Here is a 24264-nt window from a genome sequence, read left to right as displayed (position 1 = left end):
GTGGGGCAGATGATTGGGGTGAAGTCGTAACAAGGTATCCCTACCGGAAGGTGGGGATGGATCACCTCCTTTCTAAGGAGCTCATTTCGAGCAAAAATGTTTCAAAGAGTCATGTCTCACACTCTTTAGTTTTCAGGGAATACTGGAAAAATCCCCGCAGACCACGGTCTGCGGGGATTTTTGTTTGCGACGGTTGCATTTTGAAACAAAAAAGGGAAGATACCCCCTGAAACGGGGTATGCTAAAATGAAAAGATGCCGGGAAAATGATTGGAAGATGAGGTGTTTCAAATGGTCAGGAGGGCAAGAAGAGAAAGAAAAGAACAAGAAGAACAGAAAAAAAAGTTATCCCCGCGTCAATATCACGTCACTCAGGAAAATGGAACCGAACCTCCTTTTCAAAATGAATACTGGGATCATGAAGAAGAAGGAATCTATGTGGATGTGGTTTCGGGTGAACCGCTTTTCAGTTCATTGGACAAATTTGATGCCGGATGCGGTTGGCCCAGTTTTACCAAGCCGATTCACGAAGATCAGATTGTGGAAAAGGAAGATTACAGCCACAACATGATCCGTACCGAAGTGAGGAGCCGGGAAGGAGACTCTCATTTGGGGCATGTGTTTAATGACGGGCCGCTGCCGACAGGGCTCCGCTATTGCATCAACTCGGCGGCTTTAAGGTTTATCCCGAAAAAAGATTTGGAAAAAGAAGGTTATGGGGAATATCTGTCCCTGTTTGATAAAAAGGATTCATGACAAAGAGAAAAGCGTTTGCCGGGTCGGCAAACGCTTTTTTTATGGCAGGCATTAAGATTGGGCCAGAAGTTTTTCCAATTCATCCAGTTTCTCCTCAAAAACGTTCAGGGCTTGCTGAATCGGTTCCGGTGAAGTCATGTCGACGCCGGCTTTTTTCAATACTTCAATGGGATAGTCGGAACTTCCGGCTTTCAAGAAGGAAAGATAACGGGAGACGGCCGGTTTTCCTTCGCGCAGAATTTGTCCGGACAATGCCGCCGCGGCACTGAATCCTGTCGCATATTGGTAAACATAATAGTTGTAATAGAAGTGGGGGATGCGTGCCCATTCCAAACCGATTTCCGGATCGCTTATCATGTCGTTGCCGTGATACTTTTTGTTCAAATCATAGTACAACGAGGTGAGCAGTTCCGGTGTCAGCGCTTCTTTTGCCTGTGCTTTTTGATGAATGAGATGTTCAAATTCGGCAAACATGGTTTGGCGGAAAACTGTTGCCCGGAAGCCGTCGAGATAATGGTTCAAGAGATACAGACGCTTTTGTTTGTCGTCGGTTTGTTTGAGCAAATAATCATTGAGCAAGGCTTCATTGCAAGTCGATGCCACTTCCGCAACAAAAATGGAATAGTTGCCATAGACAAACGGTTGGTTTCTGTTGGTGTAATAACTGTGGAGGGAGTGCCCCAGTTCATGTACCAGTGTGAACAAGCTGTCAATGCTGTCCTGCCAGTTCATCAGGATGTAGGGGGCCGTTCCGTAAGCTCCTGAAGAATAGGCGCCGCTTCGTTTTCCTTTGTTCTCATAAACATCGATCCACCGATTGTCAAAAGCCTCTTTCAGGATGGATACATATTCCTTGCCCATGACACTTAACGCATCGAGCACAATTTTTTGTGCATCCGGGTAGGAAATTTTAAAAGAAGATTCTTCCACCAACGGGGTGTAAATGTCGTACATGTGCATTTCTTCCAAGCCCAGTGCTTTTTTGCGGATGCGCATATACCGGTGCAGCAAGGGCAAATTTTGGTTGACGGTATCCACCAATTGATCATAGACGGTTTCAGGTATGCTGTTCCGGCTTAAAGCGGCATGCCGTGCCGAATCATAGCCGCGGACTTCTGCATAAAAATTATTTTTCTTGATGGCCCCGCTTAAGGTGCTGGCAAAAGTGTTTTTATATTTGTCGTATGTGTAGTATACGGCATGAAACGCGTCTTTTCTGACGCGGCGGTCCGGGCTTTCCATCAATTTCGTGTACCGGCCGTGTGTCACTTTGACTTCTTCCCCGTTTTCATCCCGGATCGAGGGAAACTCCAAGTCTGCATTGTTCAGCATGCCGAAGGTGTTGGCGGAGGCCCCCAGGACTTCACCGGCTTGGGCTAGGAGTTTTTCTTCTTTTTCCGATAAAACATAGGGACGCTTTTTGTTTAACTCTTCCAGAGCGTGTTTGTATACCTGCAATTCTTCGTTTTCTTCCAAAAAACGCGTGATTTTCTCTTCGGGGATGGAAAGGATCTCCGGAGTGATGAAGGACAAGGCTCCGGAAACTTCCGTATACAAACTTTTTGCGCGGTCATTGAGGGCTTGATAAAAGGATTGGGTGGTGTCCTGATCAAACCGCATATGCGCATATGTATAAAGTTTGTCAAGTTTGTAGAGCAATTGATCCTGGAATTTCAGCGCTTTTAACAAATCCTCAGCAGACCGTCCGAGCTTCCCTTTGAACCGGCTGATCTCAGGGATCATTTGTTTGATGTTTTGATATTCTTCTTCCCATTTCTCATCGTTTTCAAAAATATCTTCAAGACGCCATTTATATTCATCCGGAATTTCTGAGCGAAGAGGAAGTTTGGATGAGGATTGGGTCATGATTATACCTCCTTAATCAGTTCTGTATTCTCCATTATACTACTCGGCCGGGGAATTCAGAAACCATTCCTTTTATTGGGTTGTGTATAATTTTTTTATTAATTTGCATAATATTGGGGTGATCATCATGAAAGGGAGGTACAAGAAGTGAGCAATCTGGAGCGTTTCAGAAGCCGGAGAAATCTTCATAACCCGGTACATCCTTTGTCACAAATCCATTCGGAAATCAACCGCACATTTGAACGTTTTTTTGAAAATCCGATCTGGAATGAGTCGATGCCAAAAATGCCCGCCATCAACATGAAAGAGGAAGGGAACCAGTATGTCATCGAGGCGGAAATGCCCGGCCTCAGGGATGAAGATGTTGAAATAGAGGTGCACGGCGGACAATTAACGATCAAAGGGGAACGGAAACAAGAATCGAAAAAAGAAGGAGAGCACATGTATATTGAAGAGAGGAGTTATGGTTCGTTTTACCGGACCGTCACCCTTCCGCAGGATGCCAACTTGGATCATATCACAGCCGATTATGAAAACGGGCTTCTCATAATCACGATTCCGAAGGATCCGGAAAAAGAACCGAAGAGAATTAAAATCAACCGGAAACCTTCTTCATGATCGTGCGGGAAAAATGAAAAAAACCAACGGGGCCGTATGGGACACGGCCCTTTTTTTTGGAAAGAAGCCGGCACCGGGTTCCTCCTAATTTTTCCCGGATGGAGATGTGAGTAATCAGAGAAGGATGATCGCATACTATCACCAAATCCATTTCAATTTCAGGAAGGTGTAAGGATTATGCAAAATGTTGAAAACATGGAAAACGTTCTTTCCTACATTCATTCCGAGCTGAACCGCATTGAAACGATGGCGGGTACATTGGCCACAATTGAACAGGACCATTACCGGAAGCTGACGAATTTCGATCATCGCAAATTGGTGGATATTGCGGTCGAAGAACAGAATGCCGCCCGTCAGTTGGGAACGGTCAAGCAAATGTGCTTGTCGATGGCGCAAAAAATTGAAGAACTTCAAAATTCGTTGGGGCAGGGTGAAGCCAAGGAGCGTGTCCATCGTGCTGAAGTTCATTGAAAGGATGATCCGGTCCGCCATTGACCGGTCTGTCGATCAAGCGTTGACCAGGATGATCCGGGACCAATATACCGAGAATTTGTTTGAAATGGTGCCGGCCTCGAAAAAGGTGGGGGTGACCAACCTCATGGAAATCACCATGAGGGCCAATCAGGGCACACCCATCTCCCGACCCTTGGGAACCCCTGTTCCTATGTCCCCGTGGGAAAAAATCTTGTTCAATCCGGTTCACCTGTTCCGCTTTCCCACTCCGGAAAACGTCGGAATCAACACTTCGGTCACGATTGGACAGCGGGCCAAAAAACCATTGACGATTTCCATTCCGATCATGATTGCAGGCATGTCCTTCGGCGGTGCGTTAAGCAAAAAAACCAAAATTGCCCTCGCCAAAGCTGCCACCAAGGTGGGGACCGCGACCAATTCGGGGGAAGCGGGGCTCATGAAAGAGGAAAGGGAAGCGGCCGGTTTGTTTATCGGACAGTATAACCGGGGCGGATGGATGAACGATCCGAAAAAGTACAAAGCCTTGGATGCGATCGAGATTCAACTGGGGCAGGGGGCCCAAGGATCCGCTTCGCAGCGGACGGCCGCCCATAACATCGGCGAGGACTTCAGGGAAGTTTATGAGTTGCAACCCGGGGAAGATGCGGTGATCCATTCTCGGCTGCCCGGGGTCAATGGCAAGGAAGAGTTTGTCCAACTGGTCCGCAGACTGAAAGAGGAAACCGGGGTGCCGGTGGGACTGAAAATTGCTGCGACGCATCATCTTGAAAAAGAGTTGCAAATCGCCGTGGAAGCCGGAGTGGATTTTGTCACCGTTGACGGAGCCGAAGGCGGAACGCACGGGGGTGCACCCACTTTGCAGGATGATGTCGGATTGCCCACCCTCTTTGCCATTACAAGAGCATCCGAATTTCTTGCCCGAAAAAAGGTGAAACAGGATATTCAACTGATTGCCACAGGAGGATTGGTCACTCCCGGACGAATGCTGAAAGCCATCGCCTTGGGAGCCGATTGTGTGTATATCGGAACGGCGGCCTTGATGGCCTTGGCCAGCGAACAAATGGTCAAATCCGTACCCTTTGAACCTCCCACCAGCTTGTTGGTTTATTCGGGGAAAATGACCGACCAATTGGATGTGGACCAGGCGGCCATGAGTCTGGTCCGTTATTTGAATGCTTGCGTGCGGGAAATGGAGCTCGTTTTGATATCGCTTGGAAAAACGGCTGTTGCCGATTTGACCAAATCGGATTTATGTACCATGGATCCTTTTATTGCCAAAGCAACGGGCATTGAGTTGGGCTATGTTGCCCCCGAAGACCAATCCCGCTTTTTTGAAGAAACCAACCCCTTGTTTTCCGTTCCACGGGACCGGGAGTTTGAAACCGGGCCGTTTGTCAGCCATTGAGAGATAAAAAATGCATCCCGGGGATACCGGCTTTTTCTGCCCCGGTCCCCGGGAAGAGGGACAAAAGCGGTTCGTTAAGGAAAAAGGAGCCGGCAAAGGCAATTGCTTCTTTTTTGGTGATTGTGTTATAATCACTTTGGCTATACTTATTGTAGATACATCTTGCGAGTGCAAAGAGTGGGTGGAAGCCCACTCTTTGCGTTTTGTTGCAGGTGTTTGAATTAGCCAAATAAGGAGGGTTGACTTTGAGCCGACAAATTACAGAAGCCGTACAACAACTTGCCCGGCCGATTGTGGAAAAAGAAGGTTTGGAACTGGTCGATATCGAGTATAAAAAAGAAGGGCCAAATTGGTTTTTGCGCATTTTCATCGACCGGGAAGACGGGGGAGTTGATTTGGATGATTGCACCCGGATCAGTGAGATAGTGGGGGAAAAGCTGGACGAAGAAGACCCGGTGCCAGGGACGTATATTCTGGAAGTGTCATCACCGGGTGCGGAAAGGCCGCTGACCAAGGAGAAGGATTTCCAAAAAGCTGTCGGTAAAAATGTATATATTACCACGTACGAACCCATTGAAGGCCAAAAAGTGTTTGAAGGGGTTTTGCACCAATTTGACGGTACCACCCTTACGGTCCATGAGAAGAAGAAGACATTTGAGATTCCACTCGAGAAGGTGGCCAAAGCACGATTAAGCGTCGTTTTTTAACGCGAAGGGAGGATTAGGCCGATGAATGCCGAGTTCATCGAGGCCCTTGATCAATTAGAAAAAGAAAAAGGGATCAGTAAAGATATTTTGATTGAAGCGATTGAAGCTGCATTGATATCTGGATATAAGCGCAACTTTCATTCTGCACAAAACGTACGGGTAGATGTGAACAGACAGACCGGACAGGTGCGTGTGTTTGCCCGCAAAACCGTCGTGGATGAAGTCGTCGACTCCCGCTTGGAAATTTCATTGGATGCGGCCCGGGAAATCGACCCCAATTATCAATTGGACGATATTGTGGAGATCGAAGTCACGCCGGCAGACTTTGGCCGGATTGCGGCTCAAACAGCGAAGCAGGTGGTGACGCAACGGATCCGGGAAGCGGAACGGTCAGCCATTTACGAAGATTTTGTTGACCGGGAAGAAGACATTGTCACCGGAATTGTGCAAAGAGCCGACAACCGTTACTATTACGTGGACCTTGGCCGGGTGGAAGCCTTGCTGCCCCACAATGAAGTCATCGCCGGAGAGCGGTTCAGCCACGGGGATCGCGTGAAGGTTTACATTACCCGGGTGGAAAAATCGACGAAAGGTCCGCAGATTTTCTTGTCCCGCACCCATCCCGGACTGTTGAAAAGGTTGTTTGAGTTGGAAGTTCCCGAAATTTATGATGGCGTTGTGGAAATTAAATCGATTGCCCGTGAAGCGGGTCAACGTTCCAAAATTGCCGTGGCTTCGCACAATCCGGATGTGGATCCGGTCGGAGCCTGTGTGGGTCACCGCGGATCCCGCGTGCAAACGGTGGTCAATGAACTGCGCGGTGAAAAAATCGATATCGTCCGTTGGTCTGACCGCATGGATGAATTGATTGCCAATGCGCTCAGCCCGTCCAAAGTGATTTCCGTCACCATTTATGAAGAAGAAAAAATGGCCCGGGTGATTGTTCCCGATCACCAATTGTCTCTGGCGATCGGAAAAGAAGGACAAAACGCACGGCTGGCTGCAAAGCTCACCAATTGGAAGATTGACATCAAAAGCGAATCGGAAGCCGAAGAATTGGAAGAAGAAGCTGAAGATGAAATTTTGGATGAAGTCGAAATTCCGGATGAAGATGCTTTATTCAATACCGATGGCAGTGAAGGGACCGAATAATTTCTTCCAAGGGGAGGGTTTTTGGCATAAGATGAAACGGCGAAAGGTACCGATGCGAAAATGTGTGGCATCACAAGAAATGTTTCCGAAAAAGGAACTGATCCGGATCGTGAGAACGCCGGAAAACGAACTGGTCATCGACCCGACCGGAAAGAAATCCGGGCGCGGAGCGTATTTGTGCGCAAAGATGGAATACATTGATTTGGCACAAAAAAAGAAAGCATTGGATCGCGCCCTCAAAGTGCAAGTTCCAACCGAATTGTATGATCAACTTCGTGATTATGTAAGAGAGCATCAGGGGAATGAATAAGTTTTTGCAACTGCTGGGGCTTGCGATGAGGGCCGGAAAAGTCGTTTCCGGAGAAGAATTGGTGATCCGGGAAATTCGCTCGGGAAAAGCGCAGTTGGTGATTCTGGCCGAAGATGCAAAAAAAAACACGGAAAAAAAGGTCAGTGACAAATGTGATTCTTACAACGTTCCTTTGTTGCGATACGGTGCCCGAAAAGAGTTGGGAAATGCGATTGGAAAAGAGACACGCGTGGTCATTGCAATCACGGACCGGGGGTTTGCCCGGTCATTCATGAAGCTCGGCAGTAAGTAACGGGGGTGAATGGATTTGGCGAAAATGCGTGTATATGAATACGCGAAAAAAGTGAATAAGAGTAGTAAAGAAATATTGCACAGTCTGAAAGACTTAGGCATTCAAGTGAATAACCATATGAGTGTGTTGGATGAAGGAATGATACAAAAATTGGATCAACGTTTAAATCAACAAGAAAAATCTGCAAAAATACAAGATCGTCCGAAAAGCGAAGAAAACAAGAAAGCGACGTCCAACGGAAATCATCGGAATAAACAAGAATCTTCCGCTCACAACAAAAAGCGTGCCTCTTCCGGATCAAACCGCAACAGGGGCGCCCGCGGGCAGGAAGAGCGGAAAGCAAACCATGAGACAAGCCAGCAGGATAAGCGCCAACGCAAAGGAAAGAAAGGAAAGGCCTTCCAGAAAGGAAAAGACGGCGCCCGCCGGGACAATGTGAACCGGAAAGGAAAAGGCCGTCAAAAAGGCGAGAAAAAGAAAGAGGCCAAAGAAAAACAAGCTCCGGTACTGCCAAAGGAAATCACCGTTTCCGGTCCCATGACCGTTGGGGATTTTGCCAAGCTGTTGCGCAGGGAATCTTCCGCTGTCATTAAAAAGCTGATCACGCTTGGAATCATGGCCACCATCAATCAGGAAATTGATGTGGAAACGATGACCATCTTGGCAGAAGAATTTGACGTTACCATCCATGTCAAAGAAGAAGTGGATGAAAGCAACTTTGAAGAGATCGAAGAAACGGACGCACCGGAGGATTTGGTTGAACGCCCGCCGGTGGTTACGATCATGGGACACGTGGACCATGGAAAAACCACGCTGCTTGACAAAATCCGCCAAAGTAAAATCACGGAAGAAGAAGCCGGAGGAATCACACAACACATCGGTGCTTATCAGATCGAAGCCAATGACAAAAAAATCACCTTTTTGGATACGCCGGGGCATGCTGCATTCACCACCATGCGTGCGCGGGGAGCCCAAGTGACGGATATCACGATTTTGGTGGTCGCCGCCGATGACGGCGTCATGCCGCAAACGGTCGAAGCCATCAACCATGCCAAAGCAGCCGATGTCCCGATTATTGTTGCCGTCAACAAGATGGATAAACCCGAGGCAAATCCGGACCGGGTGAAACAACAATTGACCGAATACGGATTGGTTCCGGAAGAATGGGGCGGGGACACCATTTTTGTCCCGGTATCGGCCTTGACAGGAGACGGCATTGACGAATTGCTGGAAATGATTCTGTTGGTGGCCGAAGTTCAGGAACTGAAAGCCAATCCGGATAAACGCGCCCGCGGGGTGGTCATTGAGGCGGAACTGGACAAAGGCCGCGGAGCTGTTGCCACCGTGCTGGTGCAAAACGGTACGCTGCATGTCGGAGATCCGGTGGTGGCCGGAAATTACTTTGGTAAAATTCGTGCCATGATCAACGATCAAGGGCGTCGTGTCAAAACGGCACCGCCATCGACACCGGTCGAAATTCTGGGGCTTTCTGATGTGCCGAATGCCGGCGATGCGTTCATGGTGTTTGAGGATGAGAAAAAAGCGCGTTCCATCGCCGAGAAACGCCAGACGAAACAAAAAGAACAAGAACGCGGAGCCCATTCCCGTGTATCGCTGGATGATTTGTTCAAACAAATTAAAGAAGGCGAAGTCAAAGAATTAAATGTTATTATTAAAGCAGACGTCCATGGTTCTGCAGAAGCCATGAAACACTCGCTTGAAAAAATTGATGTCGAAGGCGCACGCGTAAAAATCATCCATGCGGCTGTCGGAGCCATCACGGAATCGGACATCATTTTGGCTTCTGCCTCAAATGCCATTGTGATCGGGTTTAATGTCCGTCCCGAACCCAATGCCCGGGAGATGGCCAAACAGGAGAAAGTGGACATCCGCTTACACCGGGTCATTTATAAAGCGATTGAGGAAATCGAAGCGGCCATGAAAGGTCTTTTGGATCCCGAATATGAAGAGGTCATGGCAGGCATTGCAGAAGTTCGCCAAATCTTTAAAGTCTCCCGGATCGGAACCATTGCCGGTTGTTATGTCATCGAAGGGAAAGTGGTTCGTGACGGAAAAGCCCGGGTGATTCGTGACGGTGTCGTGATCCATGAAGGTGAAATTGACACGCTGAAACGTTACAAAGATGATGCCAAAGAAGTGGCACAAGGGTATGAATGCGGGATTACCTTGCAAAACTATAATGACATCAAAGAAGGAGACCAAATCGAAGTTTACACCATCCAGGAAGTGGAGCGGAAGTAACGTGCACATCGGTGTACTGGAGTTTAAGGGGCGGGTGATCGCCTCTTTCTCCCTCAAAGACAAACGCAGGGTGATTCAAAGCGTCCAGGCAAAAATCAGGAACCGGTTTAACCTTTCCATTGCAGAAGTGGCGGATCAAGACGATCGTCAGTTTGTTTCGCTTGCAGTCGTGGGGGTCGGAAGCAACCGGATGGTGGTGGAAAAAGAACTGGAACAAGCCCTTCGGCTGCTTGAACAAACGGATGGTTTGGAGATCATTGCGGCAGATATCACATTTTAGGTTGACGAGGAGGTTTGATCCGTGGCACGGATACGTAACAGTCGTGTGGGTGAACAGATCAAAAAGGAATTAAGCCAACTTATCCAGCAAGAGTTAAAAGATCCCCGTATCGGATTTGTGACGGTGACTGGTGTCGAAATGAGCGGAGATCTGCAAATTGCCAAAGTTTACATCAGCGTGATGGGAAGCAAGGAGCAAAAACAAGAAACATTGACCGGACTGGAAAAAGCCAAAGGTTACCTTCGTTCTGAAATCGGGCATCGTGTTTCGTTGCGTCATGTTCCCGAACTCATTTTTTCGATTGATCAATCCCTTGATTACAGTGAAAACATTGAACGTCTGCTGCGGGATGTTCATGCACGGGAGAATGAGAAACAATGAGCCGTTTTGATGAGCTGCTTGCTTTTTTGGAAAAGGCCGACCGGATTTTGGTGGTATCTCATCTTCACCCGGATGGGGATGCGATCAGTTCCACTTTGGCGATGGGATATATGTTAAAACAATCCGGCAAGCAAGTGACGATGGTCAACGAAGACCCGGTTCCCCGGAAATTTTCTTTTCTGCCCGGAGTGGAAGAGATTCAGCCGGCGGAACAGGTTTCCGGCTCCTTCCAATATGTGATTGCTTTGGATTGCGCCGACAAAGAGCGGATGGGCGCCTGCCGTTTCCTGATCCGGGATGATGCGGTGATCGTCAACCTGGACCATCATGCGACCAATGACCGGTTTGGGGATATCAACATTGTGGTTCCGGAAGCGGCGGCAACCGTGGAAATTATTTTTGATTGGGCGGAAGAAAACAACTTCCCCATTTGCGAACCACTGGCGGCATGCCTTTACACCGGTTTGTTGACCGACACGGGGGGATTCCGCTATTCCAATACTTCCCCGAAAGTGTTGAGACAAGCCGCCAAGTTGGTGGAGACCGGCATCGAAGCGCATAAGATTGCCGACCGGGCTTTGGAAACCGTAACCATGGAGCAGTTAAAATTGCTGCAAGGGGCTTTGTCCACCTTGCAGAAATCAGACGACGGACTCATTGCATGGATGTTTTTAAGCAAAGAGGAAATGGAAAAAGCGGCGAATTCGTACGAAGCTTTGGATGGCATCGTCAATTATGCGCGAAATATTTACGGGGTGGATGTCGGCATTTTGTACCGGGAAGAGGATGACGGAACCATCAAAGTCAGTTTCCGTTCCAGAGAACAGGTTGATGTGGGCCGGGTGGCCAAGGAATTTGGCGGAGGCGGCCATGCCCGTGCGGCGGGATGCAGCATGCCCGGGACACTCCGCGAAGTTCACGAGCGCGTTTTCAAAGCAGTTCAGTCCAGGTTGAAGCAGGGGTGTGAAGTTTAAATGGGGTGCCATGGGATTTTGCCCGTTTTTAAACCAAAAAACTATACATCCCATGATATTGTCGCCATCGTCCGCCGCTTGACAAAGCAAAAAAAGGCTGGTCATACAGGCACGCTGGATCCGGAAGTGGAAGGCGTGCTGCCTGTTTGTCTGGGACAAGCCACCCGGTTGGTGGAATATTTGCAGGACCGCCCCAAGCGTTATCAAGGAACCTTGAAATTGGGGATTGCCACCGAAACGGAAGATCAGACCGGCGCCGTCATTGCAGAGGCCGAACGGGTGGAACCGGTGGAGCCGGCACAAGTGGAGGAGGTTTTCTCCCGGTTTGTCGGGGAGATTACGCAGGTTCCACCCATGTATTCGGCCGTGAAAGTGAACGGACGCCGTTTATATGAGTGGGCCCGCGAAGGAAAGGAGATCGACCGGCCGAAAAGGAAGGTCCACATTTATGAATTAAAATGGACGGGGATGACGCCGGGGGAATATCCGGAAATTCATTTTGAAGTTCTTTGTTCCAAAGGGACTTATATCCGCACCTTGTGTGTGGACATCGGAAAAGCTTTGGGGTATCCGGCGCATATGGCTTCTCTGGTGCGGGTGCAAAGTGGCCCGTTTCACCTGGAAGATTGTTACACGTTGGATGAGTTGAAGCAAATCGGGGAGCAAGATGCTTGGGAAAATCATGTCACCCGGTTGGATGAGGGGATTTCGTTCATGCCCGGCATGATGGTGAATCATGAAGATCTTCAAAAAGTTTATGATGGTTGGAAAATAGAGATTCCTGTTGATGATCAATTGTTCAATGAGAATCAACTGGTTCGTGTGTATACGGACACCGGTGTTTTTTGCGCTGTATACCGGGTGATTGAAAAGGGCTTGGCGAAACCAGAAAAAGTATTTCGGGATGTGGAGTAGATGGAAACGATACATTTAACCTATCCGATAATCGATCAACCAACCGATCAGGAACCGATTGCACTGGCGATTGGTTTTTTTGACGGTGTCCATTTGGGGCATCAAGCCGTGATCCGAAAGGCGATGGATTTGGCCTGGGAACTGAAGGCGGTTCCGGCGGTCATGACTTTTGATCCGCATCCACGGGAAGTGTTGGGGCAAGAGGCGATTCACCGTTATCTGACCCCGTATCCCGACAAGTTGGAGCAGTTTGCCCGTTTGGGGGTCAGGAAAGTTTATGTTGTCCGGTTTGACCGGAATTTCGCTTCTTTGTCAAAAGAAGAATTTGTCACCGACATATTATTGCCGCTTGGTGTCAAAGGCGTGGTGACAGGGTACAATTTTACGTTTGGACACAAAGCGGAGGGGAAAGCAGAAGACCTGACCGAATTGGGAAAAGGGCATTTCGTCACCGAAATCGTCTCTTTGATCCAACAGGATCAGGGAGTGATCAGCAGCACCAGGTTGCGGCGGGCGTTGGCCGAAGGGGATGTCAAAACCGCCCGGGACATCCTGGGGCGCCCGTATTCGCTGCAAGGAGAGGTGGTCCGGGGAGATCAGCGGGGGCGGTTGATGGGGTTTCCCACAGCCAATCTGGACCTGAAGGCTCCGTATTTTGTTCCCGCCCGAGGCGTCTATGTGGTCAAAGCAACCATTGATGAGGTTTCTTCCTATGGCATCATGAATATCGGAGTGCGTCCCACTTTTAAAAGCGATCAACCGAGTGAAAGGTTGGAAGTGCACCTGCTCGGGCAATCCGGCAACTATTACGGCAAGAAATGCAAAGTGGAGTTTTATCATTTCTTGCGCGAAGAGAAAAAGTTTCCGAGCGTGGAGGCGTTAATTCAGCAGATTGAAAAAGACCGGCAAGAAGCAGAGCGTTGGTTGAAGTTATTTGCACAATAAGGCTTGTTGTACTCATCTTTTTCTTATGGTATACTGATTCGGTAACAACCCTGGCTCGGATCACCGATGCCTCGACGGTGTTCTGGGTTATGGGCGATTGAGCAAAAGGAGGATTTTTCGATGGCATTAACCAATGAACGCAAAAGAGAAATCATCAATGAATTTAAAACACACGATAATGACACGGGTTCCCCCGAAGTGCAAATCGCGATTTTGACTCATCGGATCAATGAGTTAAACGAGCACTTAAAAGATCATAAAAAAGATCATCATTCTCGCCGTGGTCTTTTGAAAATGGTTGGTCAACGCCGGAACTTGTTGAACTACTTGAAGAAGAAAGACATTGTTCGTTATCGTGAACTGATCAAAAAACTCGGATTGCGTCGATAAGAAAAGCGGGGCGGCATGCCCCGCTTTTTTATCATCTCATCTTTTAAAAGAGAAGTGGAAGGAACATACTGTAAATGTGGAGAAGTATGCTATATTTGTGTTTTTGAGAGGAGGAAATGATTGAAGATGGAACCTCAAACATTTGAGACAGATCTGGCTGGACGAAAATTAAAGCTGGAAATCGGAAAATATGCCAATCAAGCCAATGGTGCGGTGATGGTGAGATATGGAGACACTTCGGTGCTGGCTACCGCGGTTGCATCCAAGGAGCCGAAAGACACGGACTTTTTTCCGTTGACGGTAAATTATGAAGAACGTTTGTATGCGGTTGGGAAAATCCCGGGAGGCTTTATCAAGCGTGAAGGCCGCCCGAGCGACAAAGCCATTTTGGCTTCCAGGCTCATTGACCGCCCCATTCGCCCGCTGTTTGATGAAGGGTTTCGCAATGAAGTGCAAGTGGTGACCACTGTCATGTCGGTGGATCAGGATTGCTCTTCGGAAATTGCCGCCATGATCGGCGCATCCGTGGCACTTTCCATTTCGGACATTCCTTTCAAAGGACCCATCGGAGGCGTGGTGGTTGGCCGGGTTGATGGTCAATTGGTCATTAATCCGACGGTGGAACAAATGGAAAAATCCGATCTGCATCTGGTGGTGGCTGGTACGAAACACGGGGTGAACATGGTGGAAGCGGGTTCGGATGAAGTGCCGGAAGAAACGATGCTGGAAGCGATTTTGTTTGGCCACGAAGTGATCAAGGAGCTGGTGGCTTTTCAGGAACAGATCGTGGAAAAAGTGGGACTGCCCAAAATGGAGCCCGAATTGCATCAGGTCGATCCCGGACTGGAAAAACGCGTGCGGGAACTTGCTACCGATTCTTTGATCCAAGCCGTTCAGGTCATTGACAAACAAGAGCGCCAGGATGCGATCGATCAGGTGAAGGAAGAAGTCTTGGCACAGATGGCCGGGGAACTGACGGAAGAAGAATGGGCCGAGCAAGAAAAAGACATGAATACCGTCTTGGATCAAATCGTGAAAGAAGAAGTGCGCCGGTTGATATTGGAAGAGGGCAAACGTCCGGATGGACGGGCTGTCGATGAAATCCGCCCGCTTTCCAGCGAAATTGATGTCCTGCCGCGGACACACGGTTCCGGATTGTTCCGACGCGGACAAACCCAGGTGTTAAGCGTTTGTACGTTGGGGGCACTCGGCGATGTGCAAATCCTGGATGGTTTGGATTTGGAGGAATCCAAACGCTTTATGCACCACTATAATTTCCCTCCGTTCAGCGTCGGTGAAGCAAGACCGATCCGGTCACCGGGACGCCGGGAAATCGGACACGGGGCTTTGGGGGAAAGAGCACTCGAACCGGTGATTCCTTCCGAAGATGTTTTCCCGTACACCATCCGGTTGGTCTCCGAAGTGCTTGAGTCCAACGGTTCCACTTCGCAAGCAAGTATTTGCGCGTCGACGCTTGCCTTGATGAATGCGGGGGTTCCGATCAAAGCACCCGTTGCAGGCATCGCGATGGGACTGGTCAAAGAAGAGGATAATGTTGTCGTGTTAACCGATATCCAAGGCATGGAAGACCATCTTGGAGATATGGATTTTAAAGTGGCCGGTACACGAAAAGGAGTTACCGCCCTTCAAATGGATATCAAAATCGAAGACATTGACCGGAACATTCTCCAAAGAGCATTGGAACAAGCGCGGAAAGCCAGAATGGTGATCCTGGACAACATGGAAGCCACCATCAAGGAACCGCGAAAACAATTGTCCCCATATGCTCCGAAGATTACCACCTTACGGATTCATCCGGATAAAATCCGTGATGTGATCGGACCGAGCGGACGAGTCATCAATAAAATCATCGAAGAAACCGGAGTCAAAATCGATATCGAACAAGATGGCCGCATTTTCATCGCTTCTCCGGAAACGGAACAAAACGAACGGGCGAAAAAAATCATCGAAGATTTGGTTCGTGAAGTGGTGGTTGGCGAAACGTATCTCGGAACGGTCAAACGGATTGAAAAATACGGAGCATTTGTGGAAATCATTCCGGGCAAAGAAGGACTTGTTCATATCTCTCAACTGGATTTAAACCGGGTCGGAAAAGTCAGCGACGTGGTGAAAGTCGGAGACTCGATCATGGTAAAAGTGACGGAGATTGATGACCAAGGACGGATTAATTTGTCCCGCAAAGCTGTGTTAAAAGATGAAGCAGCGAAGAAAAAAGAAAAAATTTAAAGGAAGAGGCAAAGGAAAAGAGTCAGAGCGAATCTGCCTCTTTTTTATATTTATACGACGGTCATAGGGAGTTGTCCGGGAGCATATGGTAGGAAGGAAAGGAGGCGGCAAACTTTGTTTCCCGTTCGTATGGCGACACTGTTCTTATCGGTTTGTTTTATTGTTTTGCTGGTCCAACTTCCCACCATTGAAGCTTATGTGACGGCCGTGAAGAGCGGAGCGGAGGTGTCGGTGATCTCTTCCGGCTTCAAGACAGACTCCCCGATTGTCGAAAAGATCAAAAAAGAGGCGCCCAAACATCAGATTGCCCCCATCGATGCACGGCTGGATCCGGTTTGGAAAGCCATTCCGGGGCTGAACGGGCGAAAAGTCGACCTGGAAGCAACGATCGAAAGCACACTCAAGCAAAAAGACAAGCACCGGATTCATTGGGTGTATCAGGAAATTCCCCCGAAAATACAACTGGAAGATCTGGGACAGGCACCGGTTTACCGGGGGAACGAAAAAAAACCGGCGGCCGCGCTGATGGTGAATGTGGCTTGGGGAACGGAATACATACCGGAAATGCTCAAGATTTTCAAACAGGAAAAGGTGAAAGCGACCTTTTTTTTGGATGGTTCCTGGCTGAAAAAGAATCCCGAAATGGCCAGGCAGTTGGTGAAAGAAGGGCATGAAGTGGGAAATCATGCTTATTCCCATCCTTTGATGAGCCGGATCGGCACCGGGCAAATCGAAGCCGAGATCGGAAAGACGGAGTCTTTAATCCAAGAAACCTTACAGGTCAAAAGCAGGTGGTTTGCCCCGCCGGCCGGCGATTTTGACAACCGCGTATTAAAAATAGCCGAACAATTTCAAATGAAAACCATATTATGGACATTGGATACCGTCGATTGGAAAAAGTCCGTTTCGCCGGAGATGATGGTGAACAAGGTGGAAAAAGGGATTGCACCCGGCACCTTGTTGTTGACTCATCCGACGGACCGGACGGTCAAAGCGTTGCCGGGGATGATCCGTGCAGGGAAAAACAAGGGCTTGAAGTGGATGACGGTCAGCGAAATGCTCTCTTCAAAACGAGTGGATTCCATTGAGCAATGATTTATGATTTGATATAGTAGTGTTGCTTTTTTGTAGTTTATCAGAGAATTAAGGAGGATCTTATTTGATCGTTAAACATACGCTGGAGAATGGTGTTCGGTTGGTTGCTGAAAAAATCCCCCACGTCCGTTCAGTCGCTTTGGGGATTTGGGTGGGAACCGGTTCTGAAAATGAATCGCTTGCCAATAACGGGATTTCCCATTTTATTGAACACATGATGTTTAAAGGAACCAAAACGCGCACCGCGAAACAGGTTGCGGAATCCTTTGACGCAATCGGCGGACACGTGAATGCCTTCACCTCCAAAGAAATCACTTGTTATTATGCCAAAGTGCTGGACGAACATTTTTTAACGGCACTGGATGTATTATCGGATATGTTTTTTGAATCGGTGTTTGATGAAGGCGAGATCGAAAAAGAGAAAAAAGTGGTCTTGGAGGAAATTTACATGGTGGAAGACACGCCGGATGACCTGGTTCATGACATGCTTTCCGAAGTGTCGTCAGGCGGCCACCCCTTGGGATACCCTGTATTGGGCAATGCCGAAACCGTGACCGGTTTCCGCCGTGAGGATTTGTTCCGCTATAAAAATCAATTTTATGTCCCTTCCAATGTCGTGATTGCCATTGCCGGCAATTTGCCGGATGATTACAAGGAAAGGGTCGAGGAAGCTTTTTCCGGCCATCAGGGCGAGATGCCGGTACGAAGCAGGGAGGTTCCGGTTTTTACGCCGGATGTCAAAGTGAAACAAAAAGAAACCGAACAAACCCATTTATGTTTCGGATTGCCGGGACTGGCCGTCGGTGATGAAGATTTTTACACATTGGTTTTGTTGAATAATGTGCTTGGCGGCAACATGAGCTCCCGTTTGTTCCAGGAAATCCGCGAAGAGCGCGGGCTTGCCTATTCGGTGTTTTCTTATCATTCCGCCCATCGTGACACCGGCCTTTTTGCCATCTATGCCGGAACGAAACACGGGCAGGAGAATGAAGTGGTTGAATACATTTATCAAATTTTGGATGATCTCAAAACCAAAGGATTGACGACGGACGAATTGCACAAAGCCAAAGAACAATTGAAAGGGAGCTTAATGCTTGGACTGGAAAGCACCAACAACCGCATGAGCCGGTTGGGGCGCAATGAATTGTTGTTAAATCGTCAGTTCACTTTGGATGAAATCATCGAAAAGGTGGATAGAATCACTTTGGATGGCGTGAATCGTCTGGCGCGGAAAATTTTTTCATCACCCATGTCGTTGGCGCTGATTTCGCCAGACGGAAAAATCCCTTCCAGTTTTAGGAGGAACTCCATTGCATAATGTCAAAGTTTTTCACATGCCAGGAAACGAAGATCTGCCTCTTCCAGTGAAAATGTCGACGGGTTCCAGTGGTTTTGACCTCCATGCCGCAGTGATGGATCCAGTGGAAATCAAACCGGGCCGGTGGAAGTTGATTCCTTCCGGAATTGCCTTGTCGATGCCGGCAGGGCTGGAGGCCCAAGTGCGTCCGAGAAGCGGTCTTGCTTTAAAACACGGAATCACCGTGCTCAACACACCAGGGACAATCGATGCAGATTACCGTGGAGAAATCGGGGTGATTTTGCTGAACCTGGGGGAACGGCCTTTTCGGGTTGAGCGGGGAGACCGTATTGCACAGTTGGTGTTTATGCAAGTCCCTGCGGTTTCCCTCAAAGTTACGGATTCGTTGGATGAAACGGAACGTGGGTCTGGAGGCTTTGGTCATACGGGTAAATAGGAGAGGTGATCTTCATGTCCGAGCGGCATCGGATCAGAAGGTTACAGGAGGAAATGGAACATCTCCGCAAGGAATTGTACCAATTGGTGAACGGTGAACCCGAACGATTGATGGATGCCCGTGTTTTGCCTTTATCCGAGCAATTGGATGTACTGATTTTGGAAATGCAAAGGATCCGATTGGAACATCGTTAAATAAAGAGGATGAACGCCAAATCCGAAAGTCCGGCAAAGCCTGCCGGGCTTTTTGTTTTTTATAAAAGTGTTGACTGAATCATATGGATAAAGGGAGAGAAAAAATGGAACGTCGGGGGGGAAGGATGTTGCGCTGGAGTGAACTGGCAGAAAAGGAATGCATCGATTTGGTGGGAGGAGAACGGTTGGGGGATTTGTTGCATGCAGACATGTCGTTTGATCCGCAAACCGGAAAAATCCATGCCATCTTGTTACCGACGGAATCTTCCTGGTTTAAAAAGAAGCACAGGTTTATGGAATTGACGTGGAGCATGATCCGGAAAGTCGGGCCGGAAATGTTGATCGTGGATTCGTTGGACCGGAAATCTTCCAAAAAACAATTTTGACAGAAGGGAACCGAATTTCATTTTTTTCATATGATGCAAACAGATGTTGATCATGGTAAGGATTCTTCCGGGGAAAGGAGTGAAGAAAATGCTGACAGGCAAACATGTTGTCTTCCTCGGTGGAGATGCACGGCAATTAGAGGTGATTAAAAGCTGTACAGAGATGGGAGCCCGGGTTTCATTGGTCGGATTTGACAATTTGCAAAGTCCGGTCAGCGGGGCTTCGTTAAAGGAGCTTTCGTCTGATTTGTTAGAGACGGCGGATGTTTTGGTGCTCCCGATCATTGGGACCGATGAAAAAGGGCAAATCAGCAGTGTTTTTACGTCCAAAAAATTGTTTCTGACCCCGGAGTTGTTTCAATCTCTTCCAAAACATTGCCTCGTTTTTGCCGGGATGGCCAAGGAGTATTTGCGAAAGTTGTGCCGGGATTTCGGGCTTCAACTTATTGAACTCTTAAACCGGGACGATGTGGCGATTTACAACTCCATCCCGACAGTGGAAGGTGCGCTGATGATGGCCATCCAACACACCGACATCACCATTCACGGTTCCGAAAGCATTGTGCTGGGCATGGGAAGATGCGGATTGTCGCTGGCCCGTGTGCTTCATGCGATTGGAGCCCGGGTGAAAGTCGGGGTGAGAAGTTCCGAGCATAAAGCCCGCGCATTTGAAATGGGGATTCAGGCGTTTGATACATCCGAATTAAAAGACCATGTGAAAAATGCGGATTTGATTTTTAACACCGTTCCGTCCTTGATCATTGATTCAACCGTTTTAGCCAACGTGCCTCATGATGTGGTCATCATTGATCTGGCATCCAAACCGGGAGGCGTGGATTATCCGTTCGCTGAAAAAAGAGGAATCAAAGCCATCTTGGCACCCAGTCTGCCGGGAATCGTGGCTCCGAAAACAGCCGGACAAATTTTGGCGGAGACCATCACCCGGATCATGAAAAATGAGTTATTCAGGGAGGGAACCGTTCAGTGAATTTTCAAAACTTGACGATCGGCTTCGGCATGACGGCATCCCACTGTACGCATGATGAAGTGCTCCCGCAAATGAAAAGATTGGTGGAACTGGGGGCAAACGTGATTCCGGTGATTTCCCATACGGTGGCGACGGTGGACAGCCGGTTCGGCACCGCGGAAGATTGGAAGAAAAAAATTAAAGAAATCACCGGTCGGACCCCGTTGATGACCATACCGGAAGTGGAACCGTTCGGTCCTGAAAAAAGTTTGGATTGTTATGTGATTGCTCCCTGCACCGGCAATTCCCTGGCGAAACTTGCCAATGCATTGACAGACAGCCCGGTTTTGATGGCGGCAAAAGCGCAAATGCGCAATCACCGGCCGGTGGTGGTGGCCATTTCCACGAACGACGCACTCGGCTTAAATGCCGTCAACCTGGCAAAATTGCTGGCAGCCAAAGACATTTATTTTGTTCCGTTTGGCCAAGATGCTCCCGAAAAAAAACCCAAGTCCATGGTCGCACGAATGGAATTGATCCCGGAAACCTGTCTTGCCGCCATCGAAGGGAAACAGTTGCAACCATTAATAGTTGAAAAATACCGCGACTTGACTTCATAATAGAAAAGAGCTCGGATAGATGATTCATTCGTCCCCCGTTGATGAGATACAGGGGGCTCACTTCATATGGGAGGGGACTTCATGAGTGCAAAGAAATATCATGTCGCAGTGGTAGGAGCAACCGGAGCTGTCGGGCAAGAAATATTGAACACCCTCGATGCAAGAAATTTTCCTGTCGAAGAATTGCGCTTGCTTTCTTCCAAACGTTCCGCAGGCAAAAAAATCACATTCCGCGGTCGGGAAATCACGGTTCAGGAAGCAGTGCCGGAAGCATTTGAAGGCGTCGATTTCGCTTTATTCAGCGCCGGCGGCAGTGTGAGCAAGGCATTGGCAAAAGAAGCGGTGAAACGCGGGGCGGTTGTTGTGGATAATACCAACGCCTTTCGAATGGATCCGGAAGTCCCGTTGGTGGTTCCGGAAGTGAATCCGGAAGCGTTGGATCAGCATAAAGGAATTATTGCTAATCCCAACTGTTCCACCATTCAAATGGTTGTTGCATTAAAACCGTTGGCGGATCGGTACGGAATTGAAAGAATCATTGTCTCGACATACCAAGCCGTCTCCGGTGCGGGATGGAAAGCGATCAACGAATTGGAAGAACAGACGAAAGCCGCGATGGCCGGTGAAGAAGTCCAAAAAAATGTTCTTCCCGTGGGCAAACTTGACAAACATTATCAGCAAGCGTTCAATGTGATTCCGCAAGTGGATGTGGCGGAAGAAAACGGATTTACACTTGAAGAAATGAAAATGGTGCGCGAAACGAAAAAAATCTTCGCGGATGATTCCATCGGCGTGACCGCCACTTGTGTACGGGTCCCGGTTGTACGGGGGCACAGTGAATCGGTTTATGTGGAATTAAAATCGGATTATGATCTTGATGAAGTCCGAACCCTCTTAAATGATGCACCGGGTGTGGTGGTGCAGGATGCGATTGAGGAGCAGATTTATCCCATGCCGTTGGATGCATCCGGCCGGACGGAAGTGTTTGTCGGACGTCTCCGTCGCGATTTGACCCATCCGCGCGCGCTCAATATGTGGGTGGTTTCGGATAATCTTTTGAAAGGAGCCGCAACCAACACGGTTCAAATTGCAGAAACTTTGATTGAAAGAGAATGATCATAAAGAGAAGGGATAGGCATGAGCATTATTGTACAGAAGTTCGGAGGAACCTCCGTGGCAACCGCTGAACGGCGTCAACGTGTCCTTCGTCATATTTCCAACGAGCTGGAGAAAGGAAACAAACTGGTTGTCGTTGTTTCAGCGATGGGAAGAAAAGGGGAACCATACGCAACCGATACATTGCTCGGTTTGATTGATCAATATGATCAGCAGATCCTTCCCCGTGAAAAAGATTTGTTGTTAAGCTGTGGAGAGATCATCTCTGCAGCTACCCTGTCCAGCATGCTGACCCAGGCAGGGATCCGGAGCTGTGTATTGACCGGTGGACAAGCGGGGATCATTACGAACGATCAGCATACCAATGCCCAGATTATCACCGTCAATCCCAAACGCATTTTGCATGAACTGGAAAACAACCGGGTCGTTGTCGTGGCCGGTTTCCAAGGGCAAACAACCGATGGGGAAATCACCACATTGGGACGCGGCGGCAGCGATACCACCGCAACGGCGTTGGGAGCGGCTCTTGATGCCGAATATGTAGATATTTTTACAGATGTAGAAGGGATTATGACGGCTGATCCAAGAATTGTCGAGGATGCCGCCCAATTGGAGCAGGTCACCTATGTTGAAATGTGCAATCTCGCTTTTCAAGGAGCCAAGGTGATTCATCCCCGGGCCGTGGAGATTGCCATGCAAAACAGCACCCCGATTCGGATCCGTTCGACCATGTCAGATCATCCGGGAACGTTGGTGACACACCGGAGCGAAATTGACCGGTTGGTTCGGGAAGTGCGGGAAAACACCATCATCGGGGTGACCCAGATGCCCAATGTGACTCAGGTGAAAATCCGGCTGAGACAAGGGCAATACCATACACAGTTGAAAGTTTTCAAAGCGATGGCGGATCATGGGATCAGTGTCGATTTTATCAGCGTCAACCCGAGCGAAATTGCCTATACGGTTTATGATGATCTGGCGGATCAGGCGGAACAAATATTATATGATCTGGGACTGGAACCGGAATTATCCAGAGGTTGCAGCAAGGTATCCGTTGTCGGTGCAGGCATCGCCGGCGTTCCGGGCGTGATGGCCAAAATTTCGGAAGCACTGACGGAAGAGGATATTCAAGTGTTGCAATCAGCGGATTCCCATACGACCATTTGGGTGCTGGTCCATGGAAAAGACATGGAGAAAGCTGTGCGTGCTTTGCATAAAAAATTTCATCTGAATAAACTCTACTGTTCATAAAGGAGGGAAGTGAGGATGTTGTTTGGCCGATTAATCACGGCGCTGTTTACGCCGTTTACCGAAAAAAACGAGATTGATTGGCCCTGTTTGGAAGCCAATATCGAGCGTTTGATCGAGGACGGGAATGATTCAATTGTTGTTTCCGGAACGACCGGAGAGTCTCCCACCCTGACCCTCTCCGAAAAGCTGGAATTATATCGTTTTGCCAAAGAAAAAGCAAACGGCCGGATCAAAGTGATCGCAGGGACCGGAAGCAATAACACCCTGCAAAGCCTGGAATTGACCAAGAAAGCGGAGGAAATCGGCGTCGACGGGGTGATGCTGGTCGCCCCCTATTACAACAAACCGTCGCAGGAAGGGTTGTATCAGCATTTCAAAACGATTGCCGAATCGACTTCACTGCCGGTGATGCTGTACAATGTCCCCGGACGCACCAGTGTCAATATGACGGCTGAAACCATGGCCCGGCTCGCTCAATTGGATAATGTGGTCGCTATCAAAGAGGCAAGCGGGGATCTCAATCAAATCGGGCGGCTGATTTCGGCGGTTCCCGGCGATGTGGCGGTATACAGCGGAGATGACGGGCTCACTTTGCCGATTTTGTCAATTGGCGGAGCCGGGGTTGTCAGTGTGGCCAGCCACCTGGTCAGCCGGGAAATGAAAGAAATGATGGAAGCTTTCTTCTCGGGGGATGTGAAGAAAGCGCAAAGCTTGCACATTCGTCTGCTTCCTGTCTTCCACGGCGTGTTTTTGACGACGAGCCCGGCACCATTGAAATATGCGATGTCGCAAAAAGGCTGGTCGAAACCTTACGTGCGCCTTCCGATTGTGGAATTGTCGGAAGAAGAAAAAAGGAAAACGGATGAATGGTTGAAAGAACTGTGACGGGAACGGACCTGCCTGTGAAA

Annotated in this window: 27 protein-coding genes and 1 rRNA gene; 27 read left to right on the top strand and 1 reads right to left on the bottom strand. The window is 48.7% G+C overall.

Features of this window, described 5'->3' with window-relative positions; genetic code table 11:
- Together I8U23_RS03140 and msrB are read left to right on the top strand one after the other, a co-directional pair.
- A 16S ribosomal RNA gene (locus tag I8U23_RS03140) occupies positions 1 to 72 on the top strand; the annotation flags it as partial.
- Positions 73 to 290: 218 nt separating this feature from the next.
- Entirely contained in the window at positions 291 to 755 is a 465-nt protein-coding gene (gene msrB / locus I8U23_RS03135) for a peptide-methionine (R)-S-oxide reductase MsrB (RefSeq protein ID WP_138614943.1), read from the top strand.
- Between the two features lie 51 nt (positions 756 to 806).
- Here the strand turns inward: msrB and pepF are convergent, their stop codons facing one another.
- Positions 807 to 2624, bottom strand: a complete 1818-nt coding sequence (gene pepF / locus I8U23_RS03130; RefSeq protein WP_198050733.1) for an oligoendopeptidase F — start codon at positions 2622 to 2624, stop codon at positions 807 to 809.
- A gap of 144 nt (positions 2625 to 2768) precedes the next feature.
- Between pepF and I8U23_RS03125 the strand changes: the two genes are divergently transcribed.
- The 25 genes from I8U23_RS03125 to dapA all read left to right on the top strand — a co-directional run bounded on the left by I8U23_RS03125 (position 2769) and on the right by dapA (position 24241).
- Entirely contained in the window at positions 2769 to 3239 is a 471-nt protein-coding gene (locus tag I8U23_RS03125; RefSeq protein ID WP_049720220.1) for an Hsp20/alpha crystallin family protein, read from the top strand.
- 177 nt (positions 3240 to 3416) lie between these two features.
- A complete protein-coding gene (locus tag I8U23_RS03120) occupies positions 3417 to 3710 on the top strand; it encodes a hypothetical protein (protein ID WP_037996415.1) in 294 nt (97 codons plus the stop codon).
- Positions 3694 to 5118: an FMN-binding glutamate synthase family protein gene (locus tag I8U23_RS03115; RefSeq protein WP_049720219.1), complete on the top strand. Its 1425-nt coding sequence runs from the start codon at positions 3694 to 3696 to the stop codon at positions 5116 to 5118. The genes I8U23_RS03120 and I8U23_RS03115 overlap by 17 nt, the downstream gene beginning before the upstream one ends.
- A gap of 245 nt (positions 5119 to 5363) precedes the next feature.
- Entirely contained in the window at positions 5364 to 5825 is a 462-nt protein-coding gene (rimP, locus tag I8U23_RS03110; protein ID WP_198050718.1) for a ribosome maturation factor RimP, read from the top strand.
- A gap of 21 nt (positions 5826 to 5846) precedes the next feature.
- Entirely contained in the window at positions 5847 to 6977 is a 1131-nt protein-coding gene (nusA, locus tag I8U23_RS03105; protein WP_121874390.1) for a transcription termination factor NusA, read from the top strand.
- 31 nt (positions 6978 to 7008) lie between these two features.
- The gene (rnpM, locus tag I8U23_RS03100; protein WP_037996423.1) at positions 7009 to 7287 is read left to right on the top strand and encodes an RNase P modulator RnpM; all 279 of its coding nucleotides are present in this window, start codon (positions 7009 to 7011) and stop codon (positions 7285 to 7287) included.
- Positions 7280 to 7579 carry a YlxQ family RNA-binding protein gene (locus I8U23_RS03095; protein ID WP_037996425.1) on the top strand — a complete coding sequence of 100 codons (300 nt, stop codon included), beginning with the start codon at positions 7280 to 7282 and terminating at the stop codon, positions 7577 to 7579. The genes rnpM and I8U23_RS03095 overlap by 8 nt, the downstream gene beginning before the upstream one ends.
- 15 nt (positions 7580 to 7594) lie before the next feature.
- On the top strand, positions 7595 to 9841 hold the full coding sequence (gene infB / locus I8U23_RS03090; RefSeq protein ID WP_121874433.1) for a translation initiation factor IF-2: 2247 nt from the start codon (positions 7595 to 7597) through the stop codon (positions 9839 to 9841).
- Position 9842: 1 nt separating this feature from the next.
- Positions 9843 to 10121 carry a DUF503 domain-containing protein gene (locus I8U23_RS03085; protein WP_049720217.1) on the top strand — a complete coding sequence of 93 codons (279 nt, stop codon included), beginning with the start codon at positions 9843 to 9845 and terminating at the stop codon, positions 10119 to 10121.
- A gap of 21 nt (positions 10122 to 10142) precedes the next feature.
- Entirely contained in the window at positions 10143 to 10502 is a 360-nt protein-coding gene (gene rbfA / locus I8U23_RS03080) for a 30S ribosome-binding factor RbfA (protein ID WP_037996427.1), read from the top strand.
- Positions 10499 to 11476 (top strand): DHH family phosphoesterase, encoded by a 978-nt coding sequence (locus tag I8U23_RS03075; RefSeq protein ID WP_037996429.1) that lies wholly within the window; start codon positions 10499 to 10501, stop codon positions 11474 to 11476. The genes rbfA and I8U23_RS03075 overlap by 4 nt, the downstream gene beginning before the upstream one ends.
- Positions 11477 to 12391, top strand: coding sequence for a tRNA pseudouridine(55) synthase TruB (gene truB, locus I8U23_RS03070; protein ID WP_037996431.1), 915 nt, complete (start codon positions 11477 to 11479; stop codon positions 12389 to 12391). It begins immediately after the preceding gene.
- Positions 12392 to 13336 carry a bifunctional riboflavin kinase/FAD synthetase gene (locus I8U23_RS03065; RefSeq protein WP_198050717.1) on the top strand — a complete coding sequence of 315 codons (945 nt, stop codon included), beginning with the start codon at positions 12392 to 12394 and terminating at the stop codon, positions 13334 to 13336.
- 120 nt (positions 13337 to 13456) lie between these two features.
- Positions 13457 to 13726 carry a 30S ribosomal protein S15 gene (gene rpsO, locus I8U23_RS03060; protein ID WP_037996435.1) on the top strand — a complete coding sequence of 90 codons (270 nt, stop codon included), beginning with the start codon at positions 13457 to 13459 and terminating at the stop codon, positions 13724 to 13726.
- Positions 13727 to 13852: 126 nt separating this feature from the next.
- Complete coding sequence (gene pnp, locus I8U23_RS03055; protein ID WP_082813564.1) at positions 13853 to 15973, top strand: polyribonucleotide nucleotidyltransferase; 2121 nt, start codon at positions 13853 to 13855, stop codon at positions 15971 to 15973.
- Positions 15974 to 16087: 114 nt separating this feature from the next.
- Entirely contained in the window at positions 16088 to 17068 is a 981-nt protein-coding gene (locus tag I8U23_RS03050; RefSeq protein WP_231564621.1) for a polysaccharide deacetylase family protein, read from the top strand.
- Positions 17069 to 17132: 64 nt separating this feature from the next.
- The gene (locus I8U23_RS03045) at positions 17133 to 18386 is read left to right on the top strand and encodes a M16 family metallopeptidase (protein ID WP_037996440.1); all 1254 of its coding nucleotides are present in this window, start codon (positions 17133 to 17135) and stop codon (positions 18384 to 18386) included.
- Positions 18379 to 18822, top strand: a complete 444-nt coding sequence (dut, locus tag I8U23_RS03040; RefSeq protein WP_037996441.1) for a dUTP diphosphatase — start codon at positions 18379 to 18381, stop codon at positions 18820 to 18822. The genes I8U23_RS03045 and dut overlap by 8 nt, the downstream gene beginning before the upstream one ends.
- Positions 18823 to 18836: 14 nt before the next feature.
- Positions 18837 to 19016, top strand: a complete 180-nt coding sequence (locus tag I8U23_RS03035; protein WP_037996443.1) for an aspartyl-phosphate phosphatase Spo0E family protein — start codon at positions 18837 to 18839, stop codon at positions 19014 to 19016.
- A 125-nt stretch (positions 19017 to 19141) separates the two neighbouring features.
- A complete protein-coding gene (locus I8U23_RS03030) occupies positions 19142 to 19402 on the top strand; it encodes a YlmC/YmxH family sporulation protein (RefSeq protein WP_231564622.1) in 261 nt (86 codons plus the stop codon).
- A gap of 88 nt (positions 19403 to 19490) precedes the next feature.
- A complete protein-coding gene (dpsA, locus tag I8U23_RS03025; protein ID WP_121874434.1) occupies positions 19491 to 20390 on the top strand; it encodes a dipicolinate synthase subunit DpsA in 900 nt (299 codons plus the stop codon).
- Positions 20387 to 20989 (top strand): dipicolinate synthase subunit B, encoded by a 603-nt coding sequence (locus tag I8U23_RS03020; protein WP_037996444.1) that lies wholly within the window; start codon positions 20387 to 20389, stop codon positions 20987 to 20989. Before dpsA ends, I8U23_RS03020 begins: the two co-directional genes overlap by 4 nt.
- An 81-nt stretch (positions 20990 to 21070) precedes the next feature.
- Positions 21071 to 22105 (top strand): aspartate-semialdehyde dehydrogenase, encoded by a 1035-nt coding sequence (locus tag I8U23_RS03015; protein ID WP_037996505.1) that lies wholly within the window; start codon positions 21071 to 21073, stop codon positions 22103 to 22105.
- A 21-nt stretch (positions 22106 to 22126) separates the two neighbouring features.
- Positions 22127 to 23356, top strand: a complete 1230-nt coding sequence (gene dapG, locus I8U23_RS03010) for an aspartate kinase (RefSeq protein WP_037996446.1) — start codon at positions 22127 to 22129, stop codon at positions 23354 to 23356.
- Positions 23357 to 23371: 15 nt separating this feature from the next.
- Positions 23372 to 24241: a 4-hydroxy-tetrahydrodipicolinate synthase gene (gene dapA / locus I8U23_RS03005; protein WP_049720212.1), complete on the top strand. Its 870-nt coding sequence runs from the start codon at positions 23372 to 23374 to the stop codon at positions 24239 to 24241.
- The last annotated feature ends 23 nt before the right edge of the window (positions 24242 to 24264 follow it).

The sequence above is a fragment of the Thermoactinomyces sp. CICC 10735 genome, assembly GCF_016055175.1.
Lineage (GTDB): Bacteria > Bacillota > Bacilli > Thermoactinomycetales > Thermoactinomycetaceae > Thermoactinomyces > Thermoactinomyces vulgaris.
The sequence above is the reverse complement of the archived record's forward strand: the minus strand, read 5'-3'. Positions and strand labels throughout refer to the sequence as shown.